This is a genomic window from Parasphingomonas zepuensis (assembly GCF_036663735.1).
GTDB lineage: Bacteria > Pseudomonadota > Alphaproteobacteria > Sphingomonadales > Sphingomonadaceae > Sphingomonas.
The window spans coordinates 617621-641754 of sequence record NZ_JAXOJO010000001.1 but is presented as its reverse complement, the minus strand read 5'-3'; the positions used below and the strand labels follow the sequence as shown (position 1 = coordinate 641754).

Sequence of the window (24134 nt, the reverse complement as noted above, 5' to 3'; positions counted from 1 at the left end):
TCCTCGTAGGTCAATCTTCGGCCGTATCGGGCGTGCCATTGCCCGTCGGCTCGGTTTCAAACGGCGTTGCGCCCTGCGAGACCGTTTCGCAAGGCGCTGTACTCGGGTCAGGGCCGATAAAATGCAGCCAGCGATGGAGCGCTTCGCCCACCCGCTTCGCCGCATCGGGATCAGTCAGACCGACATGTACCACATTTTGCCGGCCTAGTGCCACGGCCAATATGGTGCGTGACACCGGCAGCGCCAAGCCCCTCAAAGCGCTGCCTTCCGCATCGTTGCCGACGCGCCAGGCCTGATCGAGCTTGCGGTTGCCGTCCTCGCCCGCGTCTGACGCGTGAAGCAACAGGCGCAGCTTGCCCGATCGGGCCGCCGTCTCGATGCGCTCGGCACCGATCAGCACGCCGCCGGAGCGGGATTCGAGCCCGAGCCGGTCGAGCGCGGCGCGCTCCAGCGCGGATTCGATCAGCGCCGGCAGATTATCGGGAATCAGTACCGGGCCCGTCTTGAAGGCACGGGCGAGCGCGCCCTTGAGCTTGCCCTTGGCGATCGCCGTTTCCAGCTCGGACCGCGTCACGCCGATCCACGCGCCGCGGCCGGGGGCCTTGGCGCGGACGTCCGGCAGGACATCGCCGTCGGGCGACAGCGCGAGCCGCACCAGCGCCGCGCGCGGTGCGCGGTCGCCGAGCAGGATGCAGCGGCGGATGGGGTCGGCGGCGGTCATTGTGCGTGCCCCATGGCGAAACCGTCATGCCGGACTCGTTCCGGCATCCACGGTGCCGCAGGGGCCTCGAGCGTGGAGAGCGCGGCACCGTGGACCCCGGAACAAGTCCGGGGTGACGGTACTATGGGTGGAAGCCCTAGCGTTTCATTGCGAGGATTCCGCATGCGCGTCCTCCTGCAATGGCTTGGGCGCGTCGCGGTCGGCCAGAAGCTGGCCGCCGGCGCCGTAATTCTCCGTGGAGATTTCCTCGATCGCGATCTGCACCGCGCCCGCGGGCTTGCCGAGGCGCTCGACCAGGGAGCGCGTCACGTCGGCGACGATCCCCGCTTTCTGCTCGCGCGTCGCGGTGCCCGCGATCCGGATGCTGACGAACGGCATGGGCGCTTACGCTTCCTCGCTTGCGGAGTCGGCGGCGGGTGCCGCCTCGTCCTCAAACCAGTGGGCGCGGGCGGCCATGATGATCTCGTTGCCCTGTTCGTCGCTCAGGCCATATTCGCCGAGCACGCCGCCCTTGTCCTCGGGGCGCTTCGGTGCGTCCTCGTTGCGGCGGCGCGGCTCCTGGCGCTTCTTCTGGATCAGCTCGTCAGTCGCCAGATCGGCGAGATCGTCGAGCGTCTTGATCCCGGCCTTGCCGAGCGTCACCAGCATCGCCTCGGTGATATAAGGCATGGTGGCGAGATCGTCGGACACGCCGAGTTCGCGGCGCAGCGTGCGGTTGGCTTCCTCGCGGCGCTCGAGCGCCTCGGTCGCGCGGTTCTGCAGCTCGGCCGCGAGATCCTCGTCGAACCCTTCGATCGAGGCGATTTCCTCGGCCTCGACATAAGCGACCTCTTCCAGCGCGCCAAAGCCTTCGGCAACGAGCAGCTGAGCCAGCGTCTCGTCGACGTCGAGCTCGGTCTGGAACATCTCGGTGCGCTCCAGGAATTCCTTCTGGCGCTTCTCCGAGGCGTCGGCCTCGGTCAGGATATCGATCGCCTTGCCGGTCAGCTGGCTGGCGAGACGGACATTCTGGCCGCGGCGGCCGATCGCGAGCGACAGCTGATCGTCGGGAACGACGACTTCGATGCGATCCTCTTCCTCGTCGATCACGACGCGGCTGACCGATGCGGGCTGCAGCGCGTTGACGACGAAGGTCGCGGTGTCGGGCGACCAGGGGATGATGTCGATCTTCTCGCCCTGCATTTCCTGCACGACGGCCTGGACGCGGCTGCCCTTCATGCCGACGCAGGCGCCGACCGGATCGATCGAGCTGTCATGGCTGATGACGCCGATCTTGGCGCGGCTGCCCGGATCGCGCGCGGCGGCCTTGATCTCGATGATGCCGTCGTAGATTTCCGGCACTTCCTGCGCGAACAGCTTCTTCATGAAATCGGGATGCGCGCGGCTGAGGAAGATCTGCGGCCCGCGATTTTCGCGGCGCACGTTGAGGATCAGCGAGCGGATGCGATCGTTGACGCGCACCACTTCGCGCGGGATCTGCGCGTCGCGGCGGATCACGCCTTCGGCGCGGCCCAGATCGACCACGACATGGCCGAACTCGACGCGCTTCACCACGCCGGTGATGATCTCACCCATGCGATCCTTGAATTCTTCGTACTGGCGCTCGCGCTCGGCATCGCGGACCTTCTGGAAGATGACCTGCTTGGCGGCCTGGGCGGCGATGCGACCGAATTCGATCGGGGGCAGCGGATCGACGATATAATCGCCGACGACCGCGCCCGGCTGAAGCTTCTGCGCTTCCTTCAGGTTCACCTGCTTGAAATAATCGTCGACGGCCTCGACCACCTCGACCACGCGCCACAGGCGCAGATCGCCGCTGGTCGCATCGAGCTTGGCGCGGATGTCGTTCTCGGCGCCGTAGCGCGAGCGGGCGGCACGCTGGATCGCGTCCTCCATCGCCTCGATCACGATCGCCTTGTCGATCATCTTCTCGGTGGCGACCGCGTTGGCGATCGCGATCAGTTCTGCCTTGTTGGCGGAAACGGCAGTGGCCATCAGTCTTGCCCTTCGTTCTGGTTCATGTCGGCATCCTCGGACACCGGTTCGTCTTCGAATTCGTCGGCGCCTTCAGTGGAAAGCGGCCGGGTGGAGGCGATCAGCGCATCGGTCAGCAAGAGCTTGGCGTCGGCGACCTGATCGAAGCCGATCGTCATCGGCTCATGTTTCTTCACGTCGATCGTGATGCGCCCGTCGGCGACACCCTTCAGGATGCCGGTCAGCTGCTTGCGGCCATCGACCGGCGCGGCGAGAAAGATGCGCGCCTCATGGCCGGCCCAGTCGGCAAAATCGGACAGGCGGGTGAGCGGACGATCGATCCCAGGCGAGCTGACCTCGAGCCGATAGGCGTCCTCGATCGGATCCTTCTCGTCGAACAGATCGGAGATGCGGCGCGACAGGGCGGCGCAATCGTCGATCGTCAGCTGGCGGGTGTCGGGGCGCTCGGCCATCACCTGCAGGGTGATGTCGCCGGCCGCGCCGAACAGCTTCACGCGCACCAGATCGAAGCCCAGGGCTTTGGCCTCCGGCTCGATCATCCGCGATAGCTGCGCGATATCCGTCATAGATCTCCAAACATGTCTTCTCGGCGTCGGAACCGAGCGGCTCCGACCTCTTCACCCATAACGATGTAGAGAATGCGAGTGCGATATACGGTGGGATGGCCGGCGCGGCAAGGGGCCTAAGCGATCAGGCAATCTGGCTGGTGGAATGGCCGATCCCCCTCCTTGATCCGGGGATTCGATGCTCTAGGATGGCCGGGCTACGCTCCGGCGGCCGCGGCGAATCGCCTGGCGGCGCGCCGGAAACGGATATTTTGAGAGGGTGCAATGACGCGATTTGCCGCCTACGCCTTGTTGCCGCTCTGCGCGGCGATTGCCACTGCCTGCTCGGCTTCGACCGCGCCGGCGCAGGACCAGGCCGCCGCGAAGGCCGCGGAGAAGCCTTTCGTCGAGACAGTGATGGCGGATTTCGAATCGCCCTGGGCGATCGCCTTCCTCCCCGACGGGCGCCTGCTCGTCACGGAAAAGGCCGGCAAGCTGTTGCTGGTATCGGCCGATGCGAAGCAGATCGCGACGATCGCGACGATCCCGGGCGTCGACAGCGCCGGGCAGGGCGGGCTGATGGACGTGGTGCTCTCGCCCGGTTTCGCCAAGGATGGCCTGATCTATTTCAGTTTCTCGGAAAATGGTCCGGGCGGCAAGGGCGTGGCGCTGGCGCGGGGGCATCTGGTCGATTCCGTCGCGGCTGACTGCATGACCGAAAACGGCGCCGATTGTTCGAAACCCGGTGGACTTCGGTTGGACTTCTTTACGGTGATCTTCCGCGCCAGCCCGGCTGTCGAAGGCAATGGCCATTATTCGGGCCGCATCGCCTTTTCGCCCGATGGCAAATATCTGTTCTTCACCAATGGCGAGCGGCAGAAATTCGATCCGGCACAGGATCTGACGATGACGCTGGGCAAGGTGCTGCGCCTGACGCCCGACGGCAAGCCGGCGCCGGGCAACCCCTTTGCCGGACAGGCCGGGGCGCGGCCGGAGATCTGGTCCTATGGCCACCGCAACCTGCTCGGCATCGCGTTCGATGCGCAGGGCAATCTGTGGGAGCAGGAAATGGGGCCGAAGGGTGGGGACGAGGTCAACCTGATCCTCCCGGGCCGCAACTACGGCTATCCCAAGGCCTCCAACGGCAGCCATTATGACGACCGGGACATCCCTGATCACGCGCCCGGCGACGGGTTCGAGGCGCCGAAGGTCTGGTGGAATCCGTCGATCTCGCCAGGCGGGCTGATGATCTATTCGGGCGACATGTTCCCGGCGTGGAAGGGCGACGCCTTTATCGGCGGGCTTTCCAGCATGGCGCTGCTGCGCATCGACCTGGACGGCACCAATGCGAAGAAGGGCGATCAATGGCCGATGGGCGCGCGCATCCGCGAGGCAGCGCAGGGCCCGGACGGCGCGATCTGGGTGATCGAAGACGGCACGCGCGGCGGCGGCGGGCGGCTGATCAAGCTCACGCCGCGCTGATCGGGGGGCTGTGCCGCCACGGTTGCGAGCGCTAAATCTGGCCAACATTCGTACAGGTGCTCTTCCCCGGCGGAGGCCGGGGCCCAATAGGAAAGGTCGTCATAACAGCGCACAGCCCTTCGCCGCGATCGTTTCCCAACTGGACCCCGGCCTTCGCCGGGGAAGCAGAAAAAAGAGCGTGTCCGTTGGCGCCGATTTAACGAACGACGATCTACAGCCGCAACCGCGCGAGGTGGGCGTCGGCCTCGGCGACGCCGGGGTTGCCGGGGGTGCCGGTCATCTGTTCGAACAGCGCATCGAGCGGTTCGTAGCGGGCGCGGGCCTGGATCCAGAAGATCCAGGCCGTGTCGCTGTCCTGGATCGCCTCGGCCTGCAGCGCGGCACTGCGCAGCGCATTGGCGACATCGAGCGGCGGGGCATCCGGCGCGCTGCGATAGAGCGCGAGCATTTCGGATACTGCCGGGGCGGCCTCCGCAGCCTGGCCGGCCTCGATCAGGATATCGGCGAGGTGGCGGACGGCATGGGCGAGCGCGAGCGAATCCCCGGCGTCGCGCAGCAGCGCAACGGCGCGGCGCTGGCGGACCAGCGCTTCATAATGATCGCCGGCGTCGCGCAGGCGCTGCGCCTCGGCGGCATAGACCGCAGCCTGGGCCGCGGGCCCGGTCATGGGCGCGCGATCAGATAGTTCATGCGCGCCGCCGCGATCGGCCGGGTCCGGTCGTCCTGCCACGCCGTCGCCTCGACATTGGCGACGCGGTTGCCGAGCCGGGTGATCGTGCCCTGCGCGCGCGTGGGCTTTTCGCGGCCGCCGCGCATGAAATCCACCGTCACGTTGATCGGCTTGATCCGGCCGCCGCCCTCGGCCTCGAGCGCTTCCTTCAGCGCGACGATTGCTGCCATCTCGAGCAGCCCGCCGATCGCGCCGCCATGGACGAAGCCCGGACGGCCGAGCACGTCCTCGCTGAACGGCATCACCAGGATCGTCCGGTCGTCCGGATCGCGGCTCAGGCCGAGCACATCGGCATAAGGCGGCAGCTTCATGGCAGCGCCTCCAGGAACATATAGGTGCCGGCGACATGCGCGAGCGGATCGTCCGGATCGCCGTCATGCGCCTGGCCGCGGATGAAGGAGATGGAACGGGTGATGCGGTAGCATTCGCCGTGCCCGATCACCGTCTTGCCCGGGGTCGCGGGGCGGAGATAATCGATGCGCAGATCAAGCGTCGCGTGCGGGCGGAAGCTGCCGAGCTTCAGCCATACCGCGAGGCTGGTCGCCATATCCATCATCGCGAGGATCGGGCCAGAGGCGAGCACGCCGCTGTCGGGATCGCCGATCAGTGCGGGATCATAGGGCAGGGCAAGCTCGGCCCAGTCGGCGCCGTGGGCGGCATAATGCATGCCCAGCCGCCCGCCATGCCCGGCCATGCCGTGGCGGAGAAAGCGTTCGGGATCGAAACGGGGGGTGTCGGTGCTCGTCATCTGCTGCTTCCCTAGTGCAGCACGGCGAATCCGCAAAGACGACATGGCGATTGCGGGTGCGCCCGAGGCCGTCTAGCTTCGGTTGCAAAGAACAACCAATGGAGAGGCGGATGCATCCCAGCGTCCATGCCGCGGCGACGCCGGACAAGCCGGCGCTGATCGTAGCCGAGACCGGTGAGACGGTGAGCTTTGCCGAGCTCGACCGGCGATCGAACCGCGCCGCGCAGCTGTTCCGCGCGGCCGGGCTGGCGGTGGGCGACACGATCGCGCTGTTCCTGGAGAATGTCCCCGAATTCTACGATATCGCCTGGGGCGCGCAGCGCAGCGGGGTGTTCTATGTCTGCATCTCGACCAAGCTGACCGCGCCCGAGGTGGATTATATCGTGCGGGACAGCGGCGCCTCGCTGCTGGTCGCCTCGGCCGGGCTGGCCGCCGCGATCGGGCGGCTGGCGCCCGATCTGGCGGTGGCGGGCTACACGGTCGGCGGCGCCGTGCCGGGCTGGTCGTCCTGGGAGGATGCGGTGGCGGCGATGCCCGACACGCCGATCGCCGACCAGCGCGCCGGGGTCGACATGCTCTATTCCTCCGGCACGACCGGCCGGCCTAAGGGCGTGCGCGTCGCGCTGCCCGAAGATCCGGATATCGCCGGGGCCAATGTCCTCGCGATGCTGGCGCGGGGGCTGTACGGGCTCGGGCCGGACAGCATCTATCTCAGCCCCGCGCCGCTCTATCACGCGGCGCCGCTACGCTGGTCGATGACGGTGCAGCGGCTGGGCGGCACGGTGGTGATGATGCAGCATTTCGCGCCCGAGGCAGCGCTTGCCGCGATCGAGCGCTACGGCGTCACCGCGAGCCAGTGGGTGCCGACGCATTTCGTGCGCATGCTGAAGCTCGACGAGGCCGCGCGCGCCCGGCACGATCTGTCGACGCTGAAGGTCGCGATCCATGCCGCGGCGCCGTGCCCGGTCCCGGTCAAGGAAGCGATGATCGGCTGGTGGGGGCCGGTGCTGTACGAATATTATGCCGGCTCCGAGGGGAATGGGCTGACCACGATCGATTCGGCGCAGTGGCTGTCGCACCGCGGCTCGGTCGGCAAGGCCGCTTATGGCACGCTCCACATCTGCAACGAGGCCGGGGAGGAGCTCGGGCCGGACGAGGAGGGGCTGGTCTATTTCGCGGGCGGCGGACAGTTCGAATATCATAACGATCCGGCCAGGACCGCGGAGGCGCGCAACGCCAATGGCTGGACAACGCTCGGCGATATCGGGCGGATCGATGCCGAGGGCTATCTCTACCTTACCGATCGCAAGAGCTTCATGATCATCTCGGGCGGGGTGAACATCTATCCGCAGGAAATCGAGAACCGGCTGATCACCCATCCGCGCGTCGCCGATGTCGCGGTGATCGGGGCACCCTGCCCGGAAATGGGCGAGCGCGTGGTCGCGGTGGTGCAGCCGGTCGACATGGCCGAGGCGGGCGAGGATCTCGCGGCCGAGCTGACCGCCTGGTGCCGGGCCGAGCTGTCCGGCGTGAAGACGCCGCGCCAGATCGACTTCGCCGCAGAATTGCCGCGCCATGCGACGGGAAAACTCTACAAGCGCCTGCTGCGCGATCGCTATTGGGGCGTCGAGGGCGGGCGGATCGTTTGACGGAGAATAGCATGACCGACCGCGTTTCCATCACCGTCGCCGATCACATCGCCGATGTCCGCCTGACCCGCGCCGACAAGCTGAACGCGATCGATCCGGCGATGTTCAAGGGCATCGTGGCGGCGATCGACCAGCTGACCGGCATGGCGGGCGTGCGCGCGGTGGTGCTGTCGGGCGAGGGGCGCGGTTTCTGCGCCGGGCTCGACATGCAGAGCATGGCGGGCGGCGGATCGGGCATCGATCTGGGCAGCCGCCGGCCGGACGGCGCGAACCTGGTGCAGCAGGTGTCCTGGGGCTGGCGGATGCTGCCGATGCCGGTGATCGCCGCGGTGCACGGCGTGGCGCTGGGCGGGGGATTCCAGATCATGTCGGGCGCCGATATCCGCATCGCCGCGCCGGGCACGCGCATGGCGATCCGCGAAGGCCATTGGGGCCTGGTGCCCGACATGGCCGGGGTGGCGTTATGGCGCACGCTCGCGCGCGACGACGTCCTGCGCGAGCTGACCTATACCGCGCGGGAATTCACCGCCGAGGAAGCGCTTGGCTATGGCTTCGTCACCCGTATCGAGGCCGATCCGCATGCGGCGGCGATGGCGCTGGCCGGCGAGATCGCCGGCCGCAGCCCGCACGCCGTGCGCGGATCGAAGCGGCTGTTCAACCTCGCCGCCGATGCCGATCCCAAGGAAATCCTGGCGGCGGAGACGGTCGAACAGCTTAAGGTGATCCGCCAGCCCAACCAGATCGAGGCAGTGATGGCCAATATGGAGAAGCGGGTGCCGACGTTCCGGGATTAAGGGCGGGGCTTGCCTGCGCGCCGTTCGCTGAAAGTTGCCGGGCACGAGCACCCAGTAGCGGGCTTTCGAATGATCGCCTATAAAGGGCAATGCGCGGCGAAATCGGTTCGACTTTTAAGATCGATGGCGGTGATGGAGATCAGGATTTCTTCGGTCAGCCGATGATCGGTCTCCGCGTGTCCGAACCTTGGTTTACCTCCACTTTCCCGCGCGGAGAGGCATATCCGTTACGGTTAATCAGCGGCAGATATGTGGGCGAATATGTCGCCATAACTTCGCGTCAGGTTGCATCGCTCTCTGATCAACTTGCAAATAGTCCTTGGATAAGCGTTGTAGTCCACAGGTTGCTCCGCCCCGGCGAAGGCTTCTCCGCGACCATTGAAACCGCTCCTGCCATCGGCATGGCTGCGGTCGAAGCCCTATAAACGCCAACCACCGCATCCGCCACACTCGGTAAGTCACGTCTTTAACCCTGCGATCCACGCCTTTCACAAATTAGGCAACGGCGGCGGCAGCTATCATCCGATAGCGTTCGAGCCCCGCGCGGATTCGTCGGAGAGGCGGGAGGCGCCTGCGCGCGCCTCGGCTGAAGTTGCCTGACAAGAGGCGCCCCAACGACCCCCGTTGCATCGGTCGCCGCGTCTTCCTGAAAGCTGCCGGTCGCCGCAAAATATGCTATGCCAGCTTTGGAGGGTAGCTCTATGGAAATGCTGAGCGTCGCAGGGATCTTCGGTCTGGTGATGTGTGCGTTGGCTTATCGAGCAAACACACGCTTTCGCGGTGAGAATCGGCTGCCGATGCAATGGGGGCTGAGCGGGGAGGTTACCTGGTCTGCGCCGCGCCGGCTGGCTCTGGCGTTCATTCCAGCATTGGCCATCGCTCTTCTGAGCTTTGTCGCCATCATGTCGTTGGCGGTAAAGCCCAGAGCCGGGCAGGAAGGCCTCGTGCTTCCTACGCTACTTGGTCTGGGGGCACTCTTCATTGCCATACAGCTTGCCCATTTTTGGCTGATCGCGAAAACATTGCGCCGGAACGCCGGCTAAAGCGGGATGACTTAGCTAGATCCGTTCGTTTCGAGCGAAGTCGAGAAACATTGGTGGAGGGCTGCTTGGCGGTTTCTCGACTTCGCTCGAAACGAACGGAGAGGAAAGCCGATTCCGCGCGACGTCATCTCGCTCTAAAGCGTCAGCCTCTGTCCTAGTCGACCATCCACCCGGAGCCGCGGGGGCTTGGCACCGCAGCTCTCGCCCCTCACAGATTAGGCAAAGGCGGCGACAGCTTCATCCGGTAGCGTTCGAGCCCGGCGCGGAACTCGTCGGGGAGGCGGGAGGCGCCGGTTGCGCCGCTGAGCACGATCGACGCGTCGCAGGTGGCGATGGCGAAACCGTCCTGGAAGGCGGCCGACTGGATCTCCCAGCTGCGCGTGCCGATCTCGCCGATGCCGCTCGCGATCTCGACATCGGCGGGGAAGCTCCCCTCGGCGAGGTAATTGATCTCGATCCGCGCGACGAGCCAGCGATGGCCCTTCCACCCGGCCAGCCCGATCGCCTGGTTGAAGCGCACCCGACCGCTCTCGAACAAGGCCGCCATCGCGACATTGTTGATGTGCCCGAGCGGATCCAGATCCTGGAAGCGCGTCTGGATCGTCGCGCTGTGCGGATAGGCCGGCAGGTTCAGCCGAAAGGGATCGGGTCGCGCCAAGGGCTCACCGCGGGGCCATGCGGATCGCGCCGTCGAGGCGCACATCCTCGCCGTTGAAATAGCTGTTCTCGATCATCGCCAGCGCCAGCTGGGCATATTCGGGCGCGTTGCCGAGCCGCTTCGGGAACGGCACCGAGGCAGCGAGATTGTCCTTCACCTGCTGCGGCGCGCCCTGCATCAGCGGCGTGTTGAAGATGCCGGGCAGGATGGTGTTGACGCGGATGCCCTCGCCCATCAGGTCGCGCGCGATCGGCAGGGTCATGCCGACCACGCCGCCCTTCGACGCGGAATAGGCGGCCTGGCCGATCTGGCCGTCCTCGGCCGCGACGCTGGCCGTCATCACGATCGCGCCGCGCTCGCCGTCCTCGCCGGGCTCCAGCGTGAGCATGCCCGCGGCCGATTTGGCGACGCAGCGGAAGGTGCCGACCAGGTTGATCTGGATGAGCCAGTTGAACGCCTCGAGCGAGAAGTGCCGGATGCTGCCGTCCTCGCGCGAGCGGCTCGCCGTCTTCATCGCATTGCCGGTGCCGGCGCAGCAGACCAGGATGCTTTCCTGCCCGTTGGCCGCGCGTGCCTTGGCGAAGCCGGCGTCGACGCTTTCGTCGGACGTCACGTTGACCTCACAGAAGACGCCGCCGATCTCGGCCGCGACCTTCTCGCCCTTCTCCGCCTGCAGGTCGAAGATCGCGACCTTCACGCCCTTGGCGGCCAGCGCCCGCGCGGTCGCTTCGCCGAGGCCGGAGGAGCCGCCGGTGACGACGGCGGCAATGTTCGAGTCGAGTTTCATGCGTTGGTCTCCGGAGTAATGGGATGAATCAAAGCCGTTCGACGATCGTCACATTGGCGATGCCGCCGCCCTCGCACATCGTCTGCAACCCGTAGCGAAGCCCGCGTGAGTGCAGCGCGTGGACCAGGGTGGCCATCAGCTTGGTGCCGGAAGCGCCGAGCGGATGGCCGAGCGCGATCGCGCCGCCATTGACGTTGAGCTTCTCGGGGTCGCCGCCGACATGCTTAAGCCAGGCAAGCGGGACGGGCGCGAAGGCTTCGTTGACTTCGTACAGGTCGATATCCTCGATCCGCATGCCGGCACGCTTCAGCGCCTTGTCGGTCGCGAACAGCGGCTCCTCCAGCATGATCACCGGATCGCCGCCAGTGACGGTAAGATTATGGATGCGCGCCAGCGGCGTGAGGCCGTGCTCCTTCAGCGCGCGTTCGCTTACCACCAGCACTGCGCTGGCGCCGTCGCAGATCTGGCTGGCATTGGCGGCGGAGATCACCCCGCCTTCCTGCAGCAGCTTGACCGAATGGATGCCCTCGAAGGTCGCGTCGAAACGGATGCCCTCGTCGGTGGTGTGGAGTGCGGTGCCGTCGGGCGTCTCGATCTCCAGGCCGACGATCTCGGCGCTGAAATCACCGCGCTCGGTAGCCTCGGCGGCGCGGCGGTGGCTTTCCAGCGCGTAGCGGTCGAGTTGCTCGCGGTCGAAGCCATATTTGTCGGCGATCATCTGCGCGCCGAGGAACTGGCTGAACTGAACGCCGGGATACCGCGCTTCCTGGCGGGGCGACTTGGATTTGCCGAGGCCGGCCTGGGCGAACAACATGCCGGTGGAGCCCATCGGCACGCGCGTCATGCTCTCCACGCCGCTGGCGATCACCACGTCCTGCGTGCCCGACAGGACCGCCTGGGCCGCGAACTGGATGGCCTGTTGCGAGCTGCCGCATTGCCGGTCGATCGTGACGGCGGGCACGCTTTCGGGGAGCTTCGAGGCAAGCACCGCGCCGCGCCCGATCTGGAAACCCTGTTCGCCGCCCTGGCTTACGCATCCCATGATGACGTCCTCGATCGCCGCGGGATCGATGCCCGAGCCGTCGACGATCGCATCGAGCACTGCGCCGGCCATATCGGCGGGATGCCAGCCAGCGAGCCGGCCGCCGCGCTTGCCGCCGGCGGTGCGTACCGCCTGCACGATATAGGCCTCGGCCATGCTCGACTCTCCCATCAGGTTCCTGTTTGCAACGCACTCTTGCCCAATCGGAACGGGTCGGCAAGGGTGCCCTGACGTACCCGATCGTCGAAACGTGGAGCCTAAGCGATGAATGTGACGGATGCCGTAGCGGCGCGGCGATCGGTACGCGGATTTCTCGACAGGCCGGTCGAGACCGATGTGTTGAAAGATATCCTGACCAGGGCAGCGCGGGCGGCGACCGGGGGCAATCTCCAGCCTTGGCATATCGATCTGGTGACCGGCTCGGCCATGGCCGAGTTCAAGGCGATGATGATGGCGAAGCTGCTGTCGGGCGCGATGGAGGAGCCTGCCTACGCGATCTATCCGCCCGGCTTGACCGCGCCTTATCGCGACCGGCGCTTCGCGATCGGTGAGGCGATGTATGCCGAGATCGGTATCCCGCGCGAGGACAAGGCGGCGCGGCGGATGTGGTTCGCGCGGAACTTCCAGTTCTTCGGCGCGCCGGCCGGCCTGTTCTGCACCGTCGACCGGCAGATGGGGCCGCCGCAATGGGCCGATCTCGGCATGTATCTGCAGACCGTCATGCTGCTGGCGGTCGAGGCGGGGCTCGCCACCTGCGCGCAGGAATGCTGGGCGGTGTTTCCGGAGGCGGTGACGACATTCCTGGGGACGCCGCCCGAGCGCATGCTGTTCTGTGGCATGGCGATCGGGTTCGAGGATAAGGCCGAGCCGGCGAACCGGTTGCGGAGTCCGCGGGCGCCGGAAGCGGAGTGGCTGACGGTTCGGAGCTGATCCGGCATGAAAGCCAATTGCACCAGACGCTCGCCCGCGATTCGATTCCGCAATTGACGCTGCACTGCAGCATCGCCACCTGTGGCCGATGCTCGATACGACCGCACCGGCGCTGCTCGCCGAACCTGCCGCCCCGGCCCACCGAGTCGGCCTGACGCACCTCGCGCTTGCGGTCGGGGGCTTCGCAATCGGCACAACCGAATTCGCGACGATGAGCCTGGTGCCCGATTTCGCGCGCGACCTGCATATCGATGCGCCGACCGCCGGCCATGTCATCAGCGCCTATGCGCTGGGCGTGGTGGTGGGGGCGCCGACCATCGCGGTGCTTTCGGCGCGCATGTCGCGCCGCACCTTGCTGATCCTGCTGATGAGTTTCTATGCGGTGGCCAATGTGCTGACCGCGCTCTCGCCCAGCTACACGATGATGATGGGCCTGCGCTTCCTCAGTGGCCTGCCGCACGGCGCCTATTTCGGCATCGCGACGCTGGTCGCGGCGTCGCTGGTGCCGCCGGGCAAGCGCACCCAGGCGGTGGCGCGCGTGCTGCTCGGCCTGACGGTGGCGACGATCGCCGGGGTGCCGCTGGCCAATTTCCTCGGCCAGACGATCGGCTGGCGCTGGAGCTTCGCGATCGTCGGCGTGCTGGCGCTGTTGACGGCGGCGCTCGTCGCGATCTACGCGCCGCGCGACCTCCCGGACCGGACGCGCAGCCCGCTCGCCGAGCTCGATGCGCTGAAGCGCGGGCAGGTGTGGCTGACGCTCGGCATCGGCGCGATCGGGTTCGGCGGGCTGTTTGCGGTCTATACCTATCTCGCCTCCACGCTGACCGAAGTCACCGGCGTGTCGCCGCTGCTCGTGCCGGTGGTGTTGATGGTGTTCGGCGTTGGCATGACGGCCGGCAATCTCATCATCCCGCGCTTCGCTGACCGCGCGCTGATGCCGACGGCAGCGGCGTTGCTGGTTTGGAGCCTGGTCGCGCTGGCACTCTATCCGCTCGCCGCGCAGAATTTCTGGACGATGCTGATCGACGTCTGCGCGATCGGCATCGGCGGCGCGCTGGGGACGGTGCTGCAGACGCGGCTGATGGATGTGTCGGGGGATGCGCAGGCGCTGGCCGCGGCGTTGAACCATTCCGCCTTCAATGTGGCGAACGCGCTCGGGCCATGGCTTGGCGGGCTCGCGATCGCGGCGGGGTTCGGCTGGACCTCGACGGGCTGGGTCGGTTGTGGCCTCGCGTTGGGCGGGCTGGCGATCCTGGCGGTGTCGGTGAGCCTGGAGCGGCGGTCCTCCTGATCCTCCCCGTTCCGAGGAGGAGCTAAAATACGACCGTTTCCGGTTTTGCTTCTTCAAGTGCCGCCAGCACCATGCGTTCCCATATCGCGGGATCGCCGGCGGCGGCCATTGTCGCGTCCGGTGCCCGCAAGGTGTGCAGGACGGCGATCGCGTCGCTGAGATGATGCGTCCAGGCGCGCTCGACCAGGTCGGCGGCGGATTCGGCGTCGCCCGCCGCGTTGGCGCTGATGCGCTGGCCCGCGAGCACGCGGGCGATCCGTTCGGCGATCGGGGTAGTGGCGACGTCCATGATGGTCTCCTCGGGTTTCCCCGGATCAAACCATCAGGACGTCGCTAATATCCCTTAGCCCGCTGCGGGCGAGCGGCGACCGCCGCCCGAATGCTGGCGACCGCCGCCGCCGGGGCGGCCACCGCCACCGGGACGACCCTGGCCGCCGGGGCGACCCTGGCCACCGGGACGTCCGCCGCCGGCGGGACGGCCGGCGCCTTCAGGGCGAGCGCCCTGCGGACGGCCAGCGCCCTCGGGGCGAGCCCCGGTCGGGCGGGCGGCATGCGTTGCGCGCGGCGGGGCGCGGTGACGGCCCGATTCGTCGCGGCGACGATCATCGTCCGATCCGGCCGGGCGGTTCGCCTTGATCTTGGCGGCCTCGGCGAGGAAATCCTCGGGAAGCGGCTTCACATCGGCCTTCACGCGCGTCAGCTTCTCGATGTCGCGCAGATAGGACCGCTCGTCATCCGCCACGAAGCTGATCGCCACGCCCGACGCGCCGGCGCGCGCGGTGCGGCCGATGCGGTGGACATATTGCTCCGGCACGTTGGGTAGTTCGAAGTTGAAGACGTGGCTGACGCCCGACACGTCGATGCCGCGCGCGGCGATGTCAGTCGCGATCAGCACCTTGACCTTGCCGGTCTTGAACTCGCCCAGCGCGCGCTCGCGCTGCGGCTGGCTCTTGTTGCCGTGGATCGCGTTGGACGCGATGCCGGCATGGCCGAGCAGCTTCACGACGCGGTCGGCGCCGTGCTTGGTGCGGGTGAAGACCAGGCAGCGCTCGATCTCCGGGTTGCGGAGATGGATGGTGAGCAGCGCCTGCTTCTCGCTCTGGCTGACGAAGGTGACATGCTGGTCGACGCGCTCGGCAGTGGTCGCGACGGGCGCGACCTTCACCGTTGCCGGATCCTTCAGGAACTGGTCGGCCAGCTCGCGGATCGCGTTGGGCATGGTCGCCGAGAAGAACAAAGTCTGGCGCTGCTTGGGCAGCATGCGGACGATCTTGCGCAGCGCATGGATGAAGCCGAGATCGAGCATCTGATCGGCCTCGTCGAGGACGAGGATCTCGAGCGTGGCCAGGCTGACGAAGCGCTGCTCGATCAGATCGAGCAGGCGGCCCGGCGTGGCGACGAGGATGTCGACGCCGCGCGCCATGTCCGTGCGGTTCTTGTTGATGCTGGTGCCGCCGAACACGGTGGCCACCGACATCTTCGAGAATTTCCCGTAATCGCGTGCGCTGTCGGCGATCTGGCTGGCCAGCTCGCGCGTCGGGGCGAGGACGAGCATGCGGCAATGCGTCGGCAATGCCTTCTTGCCCTCATTGGTGAGGCGCTGGATCGAGGGGAGGACGAAAGCGGCGGTCTTGCCGGTGCCGGTCTGCGCGATGCCGAGCAGGTCGCGGCCTTCGAGCAGGGTCGGGATCGACTGCTGCTGGATTGGGGTCGGCGTGGTGTAGCCCTTGGCTTCGAGCGCGCGGACGAGCGGCTCGGCCAGGCCGAGATAAGCGAAAGTCATGATATAGACAGTCCATTATTTGCCGGGCTCGCGAGTCCGATGGACGCACGAGTGGCGGGGGAGAATGACACCCCGCGTGAAAAGGGAAGCCCGTTAAAAACGACCGAGGCGGAGCTTGGACCCGAAAGTCCGATCACGCTGCATGACGCCTCGATGGGCCGTATATGCATGTTGCGGTGCAAAAAGTCAATGCGACGCGAGCGTGGCGATTTTTAACGCTCGCGCCTTCAGGGTGCCGGCCATCTTTCATGGAGGCGCGGCCATGCCCGGTGACGACATCTATGCCCCGGCCTTTGTGAAGGGCGTGTTCGATCGCTGCTCGCAGCGCTATATCGCGTTCAGCTACGTCTGCTCGCTTGGCTTCACCGAGCGTTGGCGGCGGCAATGCGTCGCGGCGATGCCGGAGCCTGGCGCCGCCGCGCCGACCGGTTATGATCTGATGGCGGGCACCGGCGAGGCGTGGCCGCATCTGCTGGCGCGCTTTCCCGCGACCAGGCGAATCGTCGCGGTCGATATCTCGAGCGGCATGCACCGGCTGGCGCTCGAAAGGCTGCACGCCCACCGCGCGCACCGCATCGATTTCATCGAGGATGACGTGCTGGCCAGCGCGCTGGAAAGCGACAGCGCCGATTTCGTCATCTCGACCTTCGGCCTGAAGACCTTCGATGCGGCCCAGCACGCCCGGCTCGCGGCGCTGATGGCGCATGTGCTGAAACCCGGCGGCAGCTTCTCGCTGATCGAGGCATCCGATCCGAAGGGCTGGTGGCTGCGGCCGCTCTATCTGTTCCACCTGCGGATCGTGTTGCCGCTGGTCGAGCGGCTGTTGCTGAGCGGTGCGCGCGATTTCGCGATGATCGGCACCTACAGCATGAATTTCGGCGATGCGTCCGGCATGGCCAGTCTGTTGCGGGCGGAAGGCATGGAGGTGTCGTTCCGGCGCTATTTCTTCGGCTGCGCCACCGGCGTGGTGGGCCGCAAGCCGCTCATTCCCGCCGAGCCGTCTCTTCCTGCGACATAACGTGCCGGCGCCGCGAGGAATCGCTTTGATTCAATAATCTTGCGCCCTCCCGCACCCGTTTCCCGCAATGGGACGTTTGCACAGACTAGGGAGACTACCCGTGTGCCATGTGTTGATCATCGAGGACGAAGCGCTGATCGCGCTCGATCTTCAGCAGATGCTGTCGACCGCCGGCGCCACCACCTTTGACTTTGCCGAGACCGAGTTCGAGGCACTGGCCGCCGCCCGTTTGCACCGGCCCGACGTGATCATGTCCGACGTGATGCTGCGCGAAGGCACCGGCCCGAACGCCGTCCAGGCGATCCAGGGCGAGATGGGGCCGTTGCCGGTGATCTTCATCACCGCAACGCCCGAAGCCTGCACGCCGCGCGATGCGCTGGCGATCGTGCTGGGCAAGCCAGTAGTCGATGCGACGGTGCGCCACGCCTTCCGGACCGTCGCGCCCTGCTGAACGGTCTGTCGAGCTGAGCTGGGGCGGTCAGAGCGACCGGCCGATCAGTTCCTTCATGATCTCGTTGGTGCCGCCGTAAATCCGGCTGACCCGCGCGCCGCGCCAGGCCCGCGCGATCGGATATTCGTTCATGTATCCGGCGCCGCCATGGAGCTGGAGGCATTTGTCCATCACCTCCCATTGCAGCTCGGTGTGCCACAACTTGGCCGCGGCGCCTTCGGTCGCGGTCAGCTCGCCGGCCAGATGCCGCCGGATCGCCCAGTCGAGATGCGCCCAGCCGACCTGCAGCTTGGCCTTGATATCGGCCAGCACGAAACGCGTGTTCTGGAAATCGAACACCACCCCGGCAAAGGCCTTGCGATCCTTGGTGAAGGCGACCGTCTCGTCGAACGCCTTTTGTGCCGAGGCCTGCACGCCGACCGCGATCGACAGCCGTTCCTGCGGCAGCTGGCTCATCAGATAGATGAAGCCCTTGCCTTCCTCGCCCAGGCAATTGGTCATCGGCACGCGCACGTCCTCGAAGAACAGCTCGGAGGTATCGGCCGCGTCCTGGCCGATCTTGTCGAGGTTGCGGCCGCGCTTGAAGCCTTCCCGGTCGCTCTCGACCAGGATGATCGACATGCCCTTGTACGCCGGCTTCGCGTCGGGATCGGTCTTGGCGACGACCAGGATCAGATCGGCATTCTGGCCATTGGTGATATAGGTCTTGGAGCCGTTGACGACATAATGGTTGCCGTCCTTTTTAGCGCTGGTGCGGATGCCCTGCAGGTCGGATCCGGTGCCGGGCTCGGTCATCGCGATGGCGGTGATCGTCTCGCCCGAAACGAGGCGCGGCAGCCATTGCTTCTTCTGCTCTTCGGACCCGTACTGGACGATATAGTCGCACACGATGTCGGACTGGAGCGAGAAGCCGAGCGGCGTGCCGGCATAGCTGATCTCCTCGTCGATGATCGCGTTGTAGCCAAAATCGAGGCCCAGACCGCCATATTCCTCGGGTACCGTCGGGCAGAGCATCCCGATCGCGCCGGCCTTGGTCCAGATCGACTTGTCGACGATCCCTGCCTCTTCCCATTCGGCGACATGGGGCACGGCTTCCTTCTGCAGGAAGCTGCGCACGCTCTGGCGGAACGCCTCATGGTCTTCATTATAGGCAAAACGGCCGGGCACGGTATCGAGCGACATGACTTCTCTCCTGCAGGCTTTTCGGCAGGGTGTGCGGGCAGTTTACGCGAACGTCAATCGAGAAACCGTGCGGTGCGCGCTTGTCGAACGGCCCCGCTTCCCCCTAAGCGTTAAGCAAGAACGGCCCGTCCTAAGCTCGGGGCGACAAGGTGAGAGGACCACACTTATGAAGCTCGCCAGCCTCAAGCATGGCCGCGACGGCCAGCTCGTCATCGTCTCGAACGATCTCGCCTGGTATGCCGATGCCGGGCATATCGCGCCGACCCTGCAGGCCGCGCTCGACGATTGGGATCGGCTGCTGCCGGATCTGACCAATCTCGCGACCGATCTCGAGCATGAGATGATCCCGATGCGCCGGTTCCACGAACATGGCGCCGCGGCGCCGCTGCCGCGCGCTTATCAATGGGCCGACGGCTCGGCCTATGTGAACCATGTCGCGCTGGTGCGGCAGGCGCGCAACGCGGAGATGCCGGAGACTTTCTGGCACGATCCGCTGATGTATCAGGGCGGCTCCGACGGCTTTCTCGGGCCGCGCGATCCGATCCCGCTGGCCGACGAAGACTGGGGCTGCGACCTAGAGGCCGAAGTGGTGGTGGTGACCGGCGACGTGCCGCTCGGCGCGAGCCGCGAGGAAGCGCTGGCGGCGGTGCGGCTGGTCGGCCTGACCAACGACGTATCGCTGCGCAATTTGATCCCGGGCGAGCTCGCCAAGGGTTTCGGCTTCTTCCAGTCGAAGCCGGCCAGCGCCTTCTCGCCCGTCTTCGTGACGCCCGATGCGCTGGGCGACTGGTGGCAGGACGGCAAGCTCCACCGCAAGCTGATGGTCGACCTGAACGGCAAGCCGTTCGGCCGGGCCGAGGCGGGCGAGGACATGACGTTCGATTTCGGCACGCTGATCGCCCATGCCGCGAAGACGCGCGCGCTGGGCGCCGGGACGATCATCGGCTCCGGCACGGTCTCAAACCGCGACACGGATGGCGGCCCGGGCAAGCCGATCGCCGATGGCGGCGTGGGCTATTCGTGCATCGCCGAAGTGCGCACGGTCGAGACGATCAAGGGCGGTGCCGCGGTCACCCCTTTCCTGAAAAAGGGCGATACGGTCCGCATCTGGGCCGAAGACGACAAGCGTCACCCGATCTTCGGGGTGATCGAACAGACCGTGGAATAATTCTCCCCGTGCAGGGAGGATTAGTGGAAATCGTGCGATTTGATCGGGATAAGCTCGCCCTGATCTGGCGTATCGCGATAGTGATAGTCCGATCTCACTGACGGCTTCCACCCTTTCTCACCCCGGTCTGGCGACCCGCCATGCGTCGCCCCGTCGCCGCGCGAGACCATGCTCGGCAAATCGAGATCGCCGATGCTGCGCAGCATCGGAGTGAGATCGACGATCCGGTCGGCGACGACATGGATGACGCCGCTCTCGCTCTGCACGCGGCCGACCACGCTGATCATCGCGGCCGACATCAGGATTCGACGCTGCGCCTCGAACCGGTCCTTCCACAGGATCGCATTGGCGATGCCGGTTTCGTCCTCGAGCGTGACGAAAACGACCCCATTGGCGCTGCCCGGGCGCTGCCGCACGAGGATGATCCCCGCCACTTCGACGCGCGTGCCGTCCTTCAGCGTCTGGAGATCGCCGCAGCGCCGGATGCACCGGCGGGAGAGCTCGGCGCGCAGGAAGCTGAGCGGATGGTTGCGCAGGGTGAGCTGAGTCGCGCGATAATCCTCGACGACCTCGCGCCCGGCGGTGAGCGGGACAAGGGCAACGGCAGGTTCCTGCGCTTCGGGCACGACCGCCTTTGCCCGGGCATCGGCGGCGGAAAACAGCGACAGCGGCGCATTGCCCAATCCCTTGATCGCCCATAGCGCCTGGCGCCGGTTGAGGCCGAGGCACTGGAACGCATCGGCGCGGGCGAGTTTCTCCAGAACGGCGGGTTTCACGCCCGAACGCCGCCACGCGTCCTCGACTGAGGTGAATGGGCCGGTCGTGCGGGCCTTCACCAGCGCCCCGGCATCGGCCATGCTCAATCCCAGCACGATGTGCATGCCGAGGCGCAACGGCAGGAGGTCCCGCCAATCCGCATCGATGCCCCGGAACCGTTTATCGCGCGGTCGCGCATTGGGTATTCCGGGCACGACGATCGTATCCCAGTCGCTGCGGTTGATGCACACCGCTAGCGTCTCCACACCATGTTCGCGCGCGTCGCGGACGATCTGTGCCGGGGCGTAGAAGCCCATCGGTTGCGCGTTGAGCAGCGCGGCACAGAAGATGTCGGGATGGTGGCACTTCATCCAGGACGACGCATAGGCGATCTTGGCGAAGCTGGCGGCGTGGCTTTCCGGGAAGCCATAGCTGCCAAAGCCTTCGATCTGCTTGACGAGACGCTCGGCGAATTCGAGCGTGATGCCGTTCGCAAGCATGCCGTTGATGAGGGGTTCGCGGAACTTGCCGACACCGCCGGTCTGCTTGAATGTCGCCATGGCGCGCCGCAACTTGTCCGCCTCGCCGGCGCTGAAACCAGCGCCCTTTATGGCGACCTGCATTGCCTGTTCCTGGAACAGCGGCACGCCCAGTGTCTTCTTCAGCACCTCTTTCAGTGCCGGGCTCGGATATTCGATCTCCTCCTTCTGCTCGCGCCGCTTGAGATAGGGATGGACCATGTCGCCCTGGATCGGCCCGGGGCGGACGATCGCGACCTGGATGGCGATGTCGTAGAAATTGATCGGTTTCATACGCGGCAGCATCGACATCTGCGCGCGGCTCTCGATCTGGAATACACCGAGCGTATCGGCCTTGCGGATCATTGCGAAGGTGACGGGATCGTCATCCTGCATCGCGGGGCTGTCGAGCCCGAGGTCGATATCCTTGTATGCGCGCAGCAGATCGAAGGTCCGGCGCATGCAGCCGAGCATGCCGAGCCCGAGGATATCGACCTTCATCAGGCCGAGTTCCTCCACATCGAGCTTTTCCCATTCGACCACGCGCCGATCGACCATCGCGGCAGGTTCGATCGGCAGCAATTCGTCGAGCCGGTCATGGGACAGCACGAAACCGCCGGGATGCTGCGACAGATGCCGCGGCGTGCCGAGCAACTGCTTCGCCAGATCGAGCGTCAGCGCAAGGCGCGGCTCGGTGGGATCGAGATTGAGCGCCTCGACATGCGCCTGCGGCACGCCGTCGCTCGACCAGCCCCAGACCTGTCCCGCCAGAGCCGCAGTCATGTCCTCCGACAGGCCGAGCACCTTGCCGACTTCGCGCACTGCCCCACGCGTGCGGAAGCGGCTGACCACGGCCGTCATCGCGGCGTGGTTCGCGCCATAGGTCTCGTAGATCCATTGAATCACTTCCTCGCGCCGCTCATGCTCGAAATCGACGTCGATATCGGGCGGCTCGTGGCGTTCGGTCGAGATGAAACGTTCGAACAGCAGCTTGTGTTTGACCGGATCGATCGACGTGATGCCGAGCACGAAGCAGATCACCGAATTCGCCGCCGATCCGCGGCCCTGGCACAGGATTCCCTGGCTGCGGGCGAACTGAACGATCGAGTTCACCGTCAGGAAATAGGGCGCATATCCCATCTGCTCGACCAGCGCGAGTTCATGCTCCAGCAGCGTCGTATAGGCAGGCGGGATCGGCTCGGGTGCGAACCGCTCCACCAGCGCCGTGCGCGCCATCCTGGCCAGCGCGTCCTGCGGTGATCTGCCGCTGATCACCACCTCGTCGGGATAGCGATATTGCTCCTTCAGCTCGCGCAAGGAGAAGGTGCAGCGCTCGGCGATCGCTTCGCTCGCCGCGAGCGCTTCGGGATAGCGCCTGAAGCGCCGCGCCATCTCGGCCGGTGCTTTCAGATGCCGGTCGGCGCTGCGCTCGCGGCGGAAGCCGAGATCGTCGATCGTGCATTTGTTGCGGATCGCGGTGACCACGTCCTGCAGCATGCGGCGGTCGGGATCGTCGTACAGCACGTCCCCGGTGGCGAGCGGCGTCAGGCCGAAAGGGCGGGCCTTCCGGTCGAGCGCGTACAGCCGCAGGGCGTCGCCGGGCCGGCGGTGCTGCGTCAGGCAGACATGTCCGCGTGCCCCGAAGACGTCCGCCATCCAGCGCAGCGCGAGATCGTCCTGCTCGAAGGTTTCGGTCAGGCCCGGCACGATTGCGCCGACCATGCCATCGGCATGCTGCGCAACATCTTCCCAATGCAGGAAGCATTGCCCCTTCTCGCCCTTCTGCGCCTCGGCCCGGCCCTTGCCGAGCGTGAGCAGGCGGGTGAGGCGGCTCCAGGCGGCGCGATCCTCGGGCCAGACAAGCAGGGAGGTGCCGTCGACCAGATCGAGCCGGCAGCCGGTGATCATGCGGATCGGGAAACCTTGCCGGGAAACCTCCTCAGCGGCGACCAGAGCACGCACCACCCCGCCGACCGAGTTGCGGTCAGTCACGCCGAGCGCCGGCATGCCGGACATCGCGGCGGCGCTGAACAATTGATCGGGCGAGGAGGCGCCACGCAGGAAGCTGTAATGCGTCGTCGTCTGGAGCTCGCAATAGGTCATTGGCGCGTGAAACCAATGTGACTATATAAGATGTACAGGTTGGAGGCGGCGATGACGAAATATGTGGGTGCTGCTGAGTTCAAGGCGAAATGCCTCAAGCTCATCGACGAAATGCAGGCAGACGGCGAATCGATCACGATCACCAAGCGCGGAAAGCCGGTGGCCGTTCTGTCAGCACCCAAGAAGGACGAGGCCTTCATATCCATGATTGGATACATGGAATCGCCCGCATTTCGTTTTGACGATCCGTTCAGTCCGGCCGTCGATCTGTCCGAAGTCGATGCGGACAATCCCGCGGCCTGGGACGACCTGCTTTGATCCTCATCGACACCCATGCGCTGATCTGGGTCATCCAGAACCGCAAGGAACTGGGTATGAACAGCAGGGCATTGATCGACGTAGAGCAGCGGGCCAACGCCGTTTTTGTCGCGTCGATTACCCCTTGGGAAATGTCGATGTTGGTCGACAAGGGGCGGCTGGAGCTCGGACGCCCCTTGCGGGATTGGATGGACAGCACCCTTTCGCTTCCCGGCATTAAGCTTGCCCCACTGGAACCCGCCATAGCGATGGATGCGGGAAGCCTGCCCGGCAATATCCACGGGGATCCGAGTGATCGCATCATCATAGCGACGGCACGATGGCTGGGATGTCCGTTGCTGACCGCGGATCGACGGATCTTGCGTTACGCGGAAGAAGGGCATGTCCGGGTAATCAACGCAGCCTATTGAGCGTTTTCGACG

At 66.0% G+C, this 24134-nt stretch carries 26 protein-coding genes; 12 read left to right on the top strand and 14 right to left on the bottom strand.

What is annotated here, in order from left to right; all coding sequences use genetic code 11:
• Positions 1 to 10: 10 nt before the first annotated feature.
• From U1769_RS03105 to rimP, 4 genes are all read right to left on the bottom strand, one after another.
• Positions 11 to 721, bottom strand: coding sequence for a DUF448 domain-containing protein (locus U1769_RS03105; RefSeq protein WP_332711784.1), 711 nt, complete (start codon positions 719 to 721; stop codon positions 11 to 13).
• 144 nt (positions 722 to 865) lie between these two features.
• Positions 866 to 1099: a tautomerase family protein gene (locus tag U1769_RS03100; protein ID WP_332711781.1), complete on the bottom strand. Its 234-nt coding sequence runs from the start codon at positions 1097 to 1099 to the stop codon at positions 866 to 868.
• Between the two features lie 6 nt (positions 1100 to 1105).
• A complete protein-coding gene (gene nusA / locus U1769_RS03095; protein ID WP_332711777.1) occupies positions 1106 to 2716 on the bottom strand; it encodes a transcription termination factor NusA in 1611 nt (536 codons plus the stop codon).
• Positions 2716 to 3282, bottom strand: a complete 567-nt coding sequence (rimP, locus tag U1769_RS03090) for a ribosome maturation protein RimP (RefSeq protein WP_332711774.1) — start codon at positions 3280 to 3282, stop codon at positions 2716 to 2718. Before rimP ends, nusA begins: the two co-directional genes overlap by 1 nt.
• A 264-nt stretch (positions 3283 to 3546) precedes the next feature.
• Here rimP and U1769_RS03085 point away from each other — a divergent pair, with 264 nt between their 5' ends.
• Entirely contained in the window at positions 3547 to 4743 is a 1197-nt protein-coding gene (locus U1769_RS03085; RefSeq protein WP_332711771.1) for a PQQ-dependent sugar dehydrogenase, read from the top strand.
• Between the two features lie 211 nt (positions 4744 to 4954).
• Here U1769_RS03085 and U1769_RS03080 read toward each other — a convergent pair whose 3' ends face one another.
• The 3 genes from U1769_RS03080 to U1769_RS03070 are packed head-to-tail and all read right to left on the bottom strand — an operon-like array spanning position 4955 to position 6221.
• Positions 4955 to 5410 (bottom strand): hypothetical protein, encoded by a 456-nt coding sequence (locus U1769_RS03080; RefSeq protein WP_332711768.1) that lies wholly within the window; start codon positions 5408 to 5410, stop codon positions 4955 to 4957.
• The gene (locus U1769_RS03075; RefSeq protein WP_332711766.1) at positions 5407 to 5784 is read right to left on the bottom strand and encodes a PaaI family thioesterase; all 378 of its coding nucleotides are present in this window, start codon (positions 5782 to 5784) and stop codon (positions 5407 to 5409) included. The genes U1769_RS03080 and U1769_RS03075 overlap by 4 nt, the downstream gene beginning before the upstream one ends.
• Complete coding sequence (locus U1769_RS03070) at positions 5781 to 6221, bottom strand: PaaI family thioesterase (protein WP_332711763.1); 441 nt, start codon at positions 6219 to 6221, stop codon at positions 5781 to 5783. The genes U1769_RS03075 and U1769_RS03070 overlap by 4 nt, the downstream gene beginning before the upstream one ends.
• 110 nt (positions 6222 to 6331) lie before the next feature.
• On the opposite strand from U1769_RS03070, the gene U1769_RS03065 reads away from it, so the two are divergent.
• The 4 genes from U1769_RS03065 to U1769_RS03050 all read left to right on the top strand — a co-directional run bounded on the left by U1769_RS03065 (position 6332) and on the right by U1769_RS03050 (position 9707).
• A complete protein-coding gene (locus U1769_RS03065; protein ID WP_332711760.1) occupies positions 6332 to 7870 on the top strand; it encodes an acyl-CoA synthetase in 1539 nt (512 codons plus the stop codon).
• Positions 7871 to 7881: 11 nt separating this feature from the next.
• Positions 7882 to 8664 carry a crotonase/enoyl-CoA hydratase family protein gene (locus U1769_RS03060; RefSeq protein WP_332711758.1) on the top strand — a complete coding sequence of 261 codons (783 nt, stop codon included), beginning with the start codon at positions 7882 to 7884 and terminating at the stop codon, positions 8662 to 8664.
• Between the two features lie 89 nt (positions 8665 to 8753).
• The gene (locus U1769_RS03055) at positions 8754 to 9089 is read left to right on the top strand and encodes a hypothetical protein (protein WP_332711755.1); all 336 of its coding nucleotides are present in this window, start codon (positions 8754 to 8756) and stop codon (positions 9087 to 9089) included.
• 276 nt (positions 9090 to 9365) lie between these two features.
• Positions 9366 to 9707 (top strand): hypothetical protein, encoded by a 342-nt coding sequence (locus U1769_RS03050; protein ID WP_332711752.1) that lies wholly within the window; start codon positions 9366 to 9368, stop codon positions 9705 to 9707.
• A gap of 208 nt (positions 9708 to 9915) precedes the next feature.
• Here the strand turns inward: U1769_RS03050 and U1769_RS03045 are convergent, their stop codons facing one another.
• The 3 genes from U1769_RS03045 to U1769_RS03035 are packed head-to-tail and all read right to left on the bottom strand — an operon-like array spanning position 9916 to position 12350.
• Complete coding sequence (locus U1769_RS03045; protein ID WP_332711749.1) at positions 9916 to 10365, bottom strand: acyl-CoA thioesterase; 450 nt, start codon at positions 10363 to 10365, stop codon at positions 9916 to 9918.
• Between the two features lie 4 nt (positions 10366 to 10369).
• Positions 10370 to 11152, bottom strand: a complete 783-nt coding sequence (locus U1769_RS03040; RefSeq protein WP_332711746.1) for an SDR family NAD(P)-dependent oxidoreductase — start codon at positions 11150 to 11152, stop codon at positions 10370 to 10372.
• A gap of 28 nt (positions 11153 to 11180) precedes the next feature.
• Positions 11181 to 12350, bottom strand: coding sequence for an acetyl-CoA C-acetyltransferase (locus tag U1769_RS03035; RefSeq protein WP_332713627.1), 1170 nt, complete (start codon positions 12348 to 12350; stop codon positions 11181 to 11183).
• A 108-nt stretch (positions 12351 to 12458) separates the two neighbouring features.
• On the opposite strand from U1769_RS03035, the gene U1769_RS03030 reads away from it, so the two are divergent.
• Both U1769_RS03030 and U1769_RS03025 read left to right on the top strand, forming a co-directional pair.
• On the top strand, positions 12459 to 13124 hold the full coding sequence (locus tag U1769_RS03030; protein ID WP_332711743.1) for a nitroreductase: 666 nt from the start codon (positions 12459 to 12461) through the stop codon (positions 13122 to 13124).
• Positions 13125 to 13212: 88 nt separating this feature from the next.
• A complete protein-coding gene (locus U1769_RS03025) occupies positions 13213 to 14415 on the top strand; it encodes an MFS transporter (protein ID WP_332711740.1) in 1203 nt (400 codons plus the stop codon).
• A 22-nt stretch (positions 14416 to 14437) separates the two neighbouring features.
• Here the strand turns inward: U1769_RS03025 and U1769_RS03020 are convergent, their stop codons facing one another.
• Both U1769_RS03020 and U1769_RS03015 read right to left on the bottom strand, forming a co-directional pair.
• Positions 14438 to 14704 (bottom strand): hypothetical protein, encoded by a 267-nt coding sequence (locus U1769_RS03020; protein WP_332711737.1) that lies wholly within the window; start codon positions 14702 to 14704, stop codon positions 14438 to 14440.
• Positions 14705 to 14758: 54 nt separating this feature from the next.
• Positions 14759 to 16198 carry a DEAD/DEAH box helicase gene (locus U1769_RS03015; protein WP_332711734.1) on the bottom strand — a complete coding sequence of 480 codons (1440 nt, stop codon included), beginning with the start codon at positions 16196 to 16198 and terminating at the stop codon, positions 14759 to 14761.
• 262 nt (positions 16199 to 16460) lie between these two features.
• Here U1769_RS03015 and U1769_RS03010 point away from each other — a divergent pair, with 262 nt between their 5' ends.
• Both U1769_RS03010 and U1769_RS03005 read left to right on the top strand, forming a co-directional pair.
• Positions 16461 to 17216, top strand: coding sequence for a class I SAM-dependent methyltransferase (locus U1769_RS03010; protein ID WP_332711732.1), 756 nt, complete (start codon positions 16461 to 16463; stop codon positions 17214 to 17216).
• A gap of 100 nt (positions 17217 to 17316) precedes the next feature.
• Positions 17317 to 17667, top strand: coding sequence for a response regulator (locus U1769_RS03005; RefSeq protein ID WP_332711730.1), 351 nt, complete (start codon positions 17317 to 17319; stop codon positions 17665 to 17667).
• A gap of 27 nt (positions 17668 to 17694) precedes the next feature.
• Here U1769_RS03005 and U1769_RS03000 read toward each other — a convergent pair whose 3' ends face one another.
• A complete protein-coding gene (locus U1769_RS03000) occupies positions 17695 to 18849 on the bottom strand; it encodes an acyl-CoA dehydrogenase family protein (RefSeq protein ID WP_332711727.1) in 1155 nt (384 codons plus the stop codon).
• Positions 18850 to 19015: 166 nt separating this feature from the next.
• Between U1769_RS03000 and U1769_RS02995 the strand changes: the two genes are divergently transcribed.
• Positions 19016 to 20017 carry a fumarylacetoacetate hydrolase family protein gene (locus U1769_RS02995; protein ID WP_332711724.1) on the top strand — a complete coding sequence of 334 codons (1002 nt, stop codon included), beginning with the start codon at positions 19016 to 19018 and terminating at the stop codon, positions 20015 to 20017.
• A gap of 20 nt (positions 20018 to 20037) precedes the next feature.
• Here the strand turns inward: U1769_RS02995 and U1769_RS02990 are convergent, their stop codons facing one another.
• Entirely contained in the window at positions 20038 to 23394 is a 3357-nt protein-coding gene (locus U1769_RS02990) for an error-prone DNA polymerase (protein ID WP_332711722.1), read from the bottom strand.
• 51 nt (positions 23395 to 23445) lie between these two features.
• On the opposite strand from U1769_RS02990, the gene U1769_RS02985 reads away from it, so the two are divergent.
• Together U1769_RS02985 and U1769_RS02980 are read left to right on the top strand one after the other, a co-directional pair.
• Entirely contained in the window at positions 23446 to 23712 is a 267-nt protein-coding gene (locus tag U1769_RS02985; RefSeq protein ID WP_332711720.1) for a type II toxin-antitoxin system Phd/YefM family antitoxin, read from the top strand.
• A complete protein-coding gene (locus U1769_RS02980) occupies positions 23709 to 24122 on the top strand; it encodes a type II toxin-antitoxin system VapC family toxin (protein ID WP_332711717.1) in 414 nt (137 codons plus the stop codon). Before U1769_RS02985 ends, U1769_RS02980 begins: the two co-directional genes overlap by 4 nt.
• The last annotated feature ends 12 nt before the right edge of the window (positions 24123 to 24134 follow it).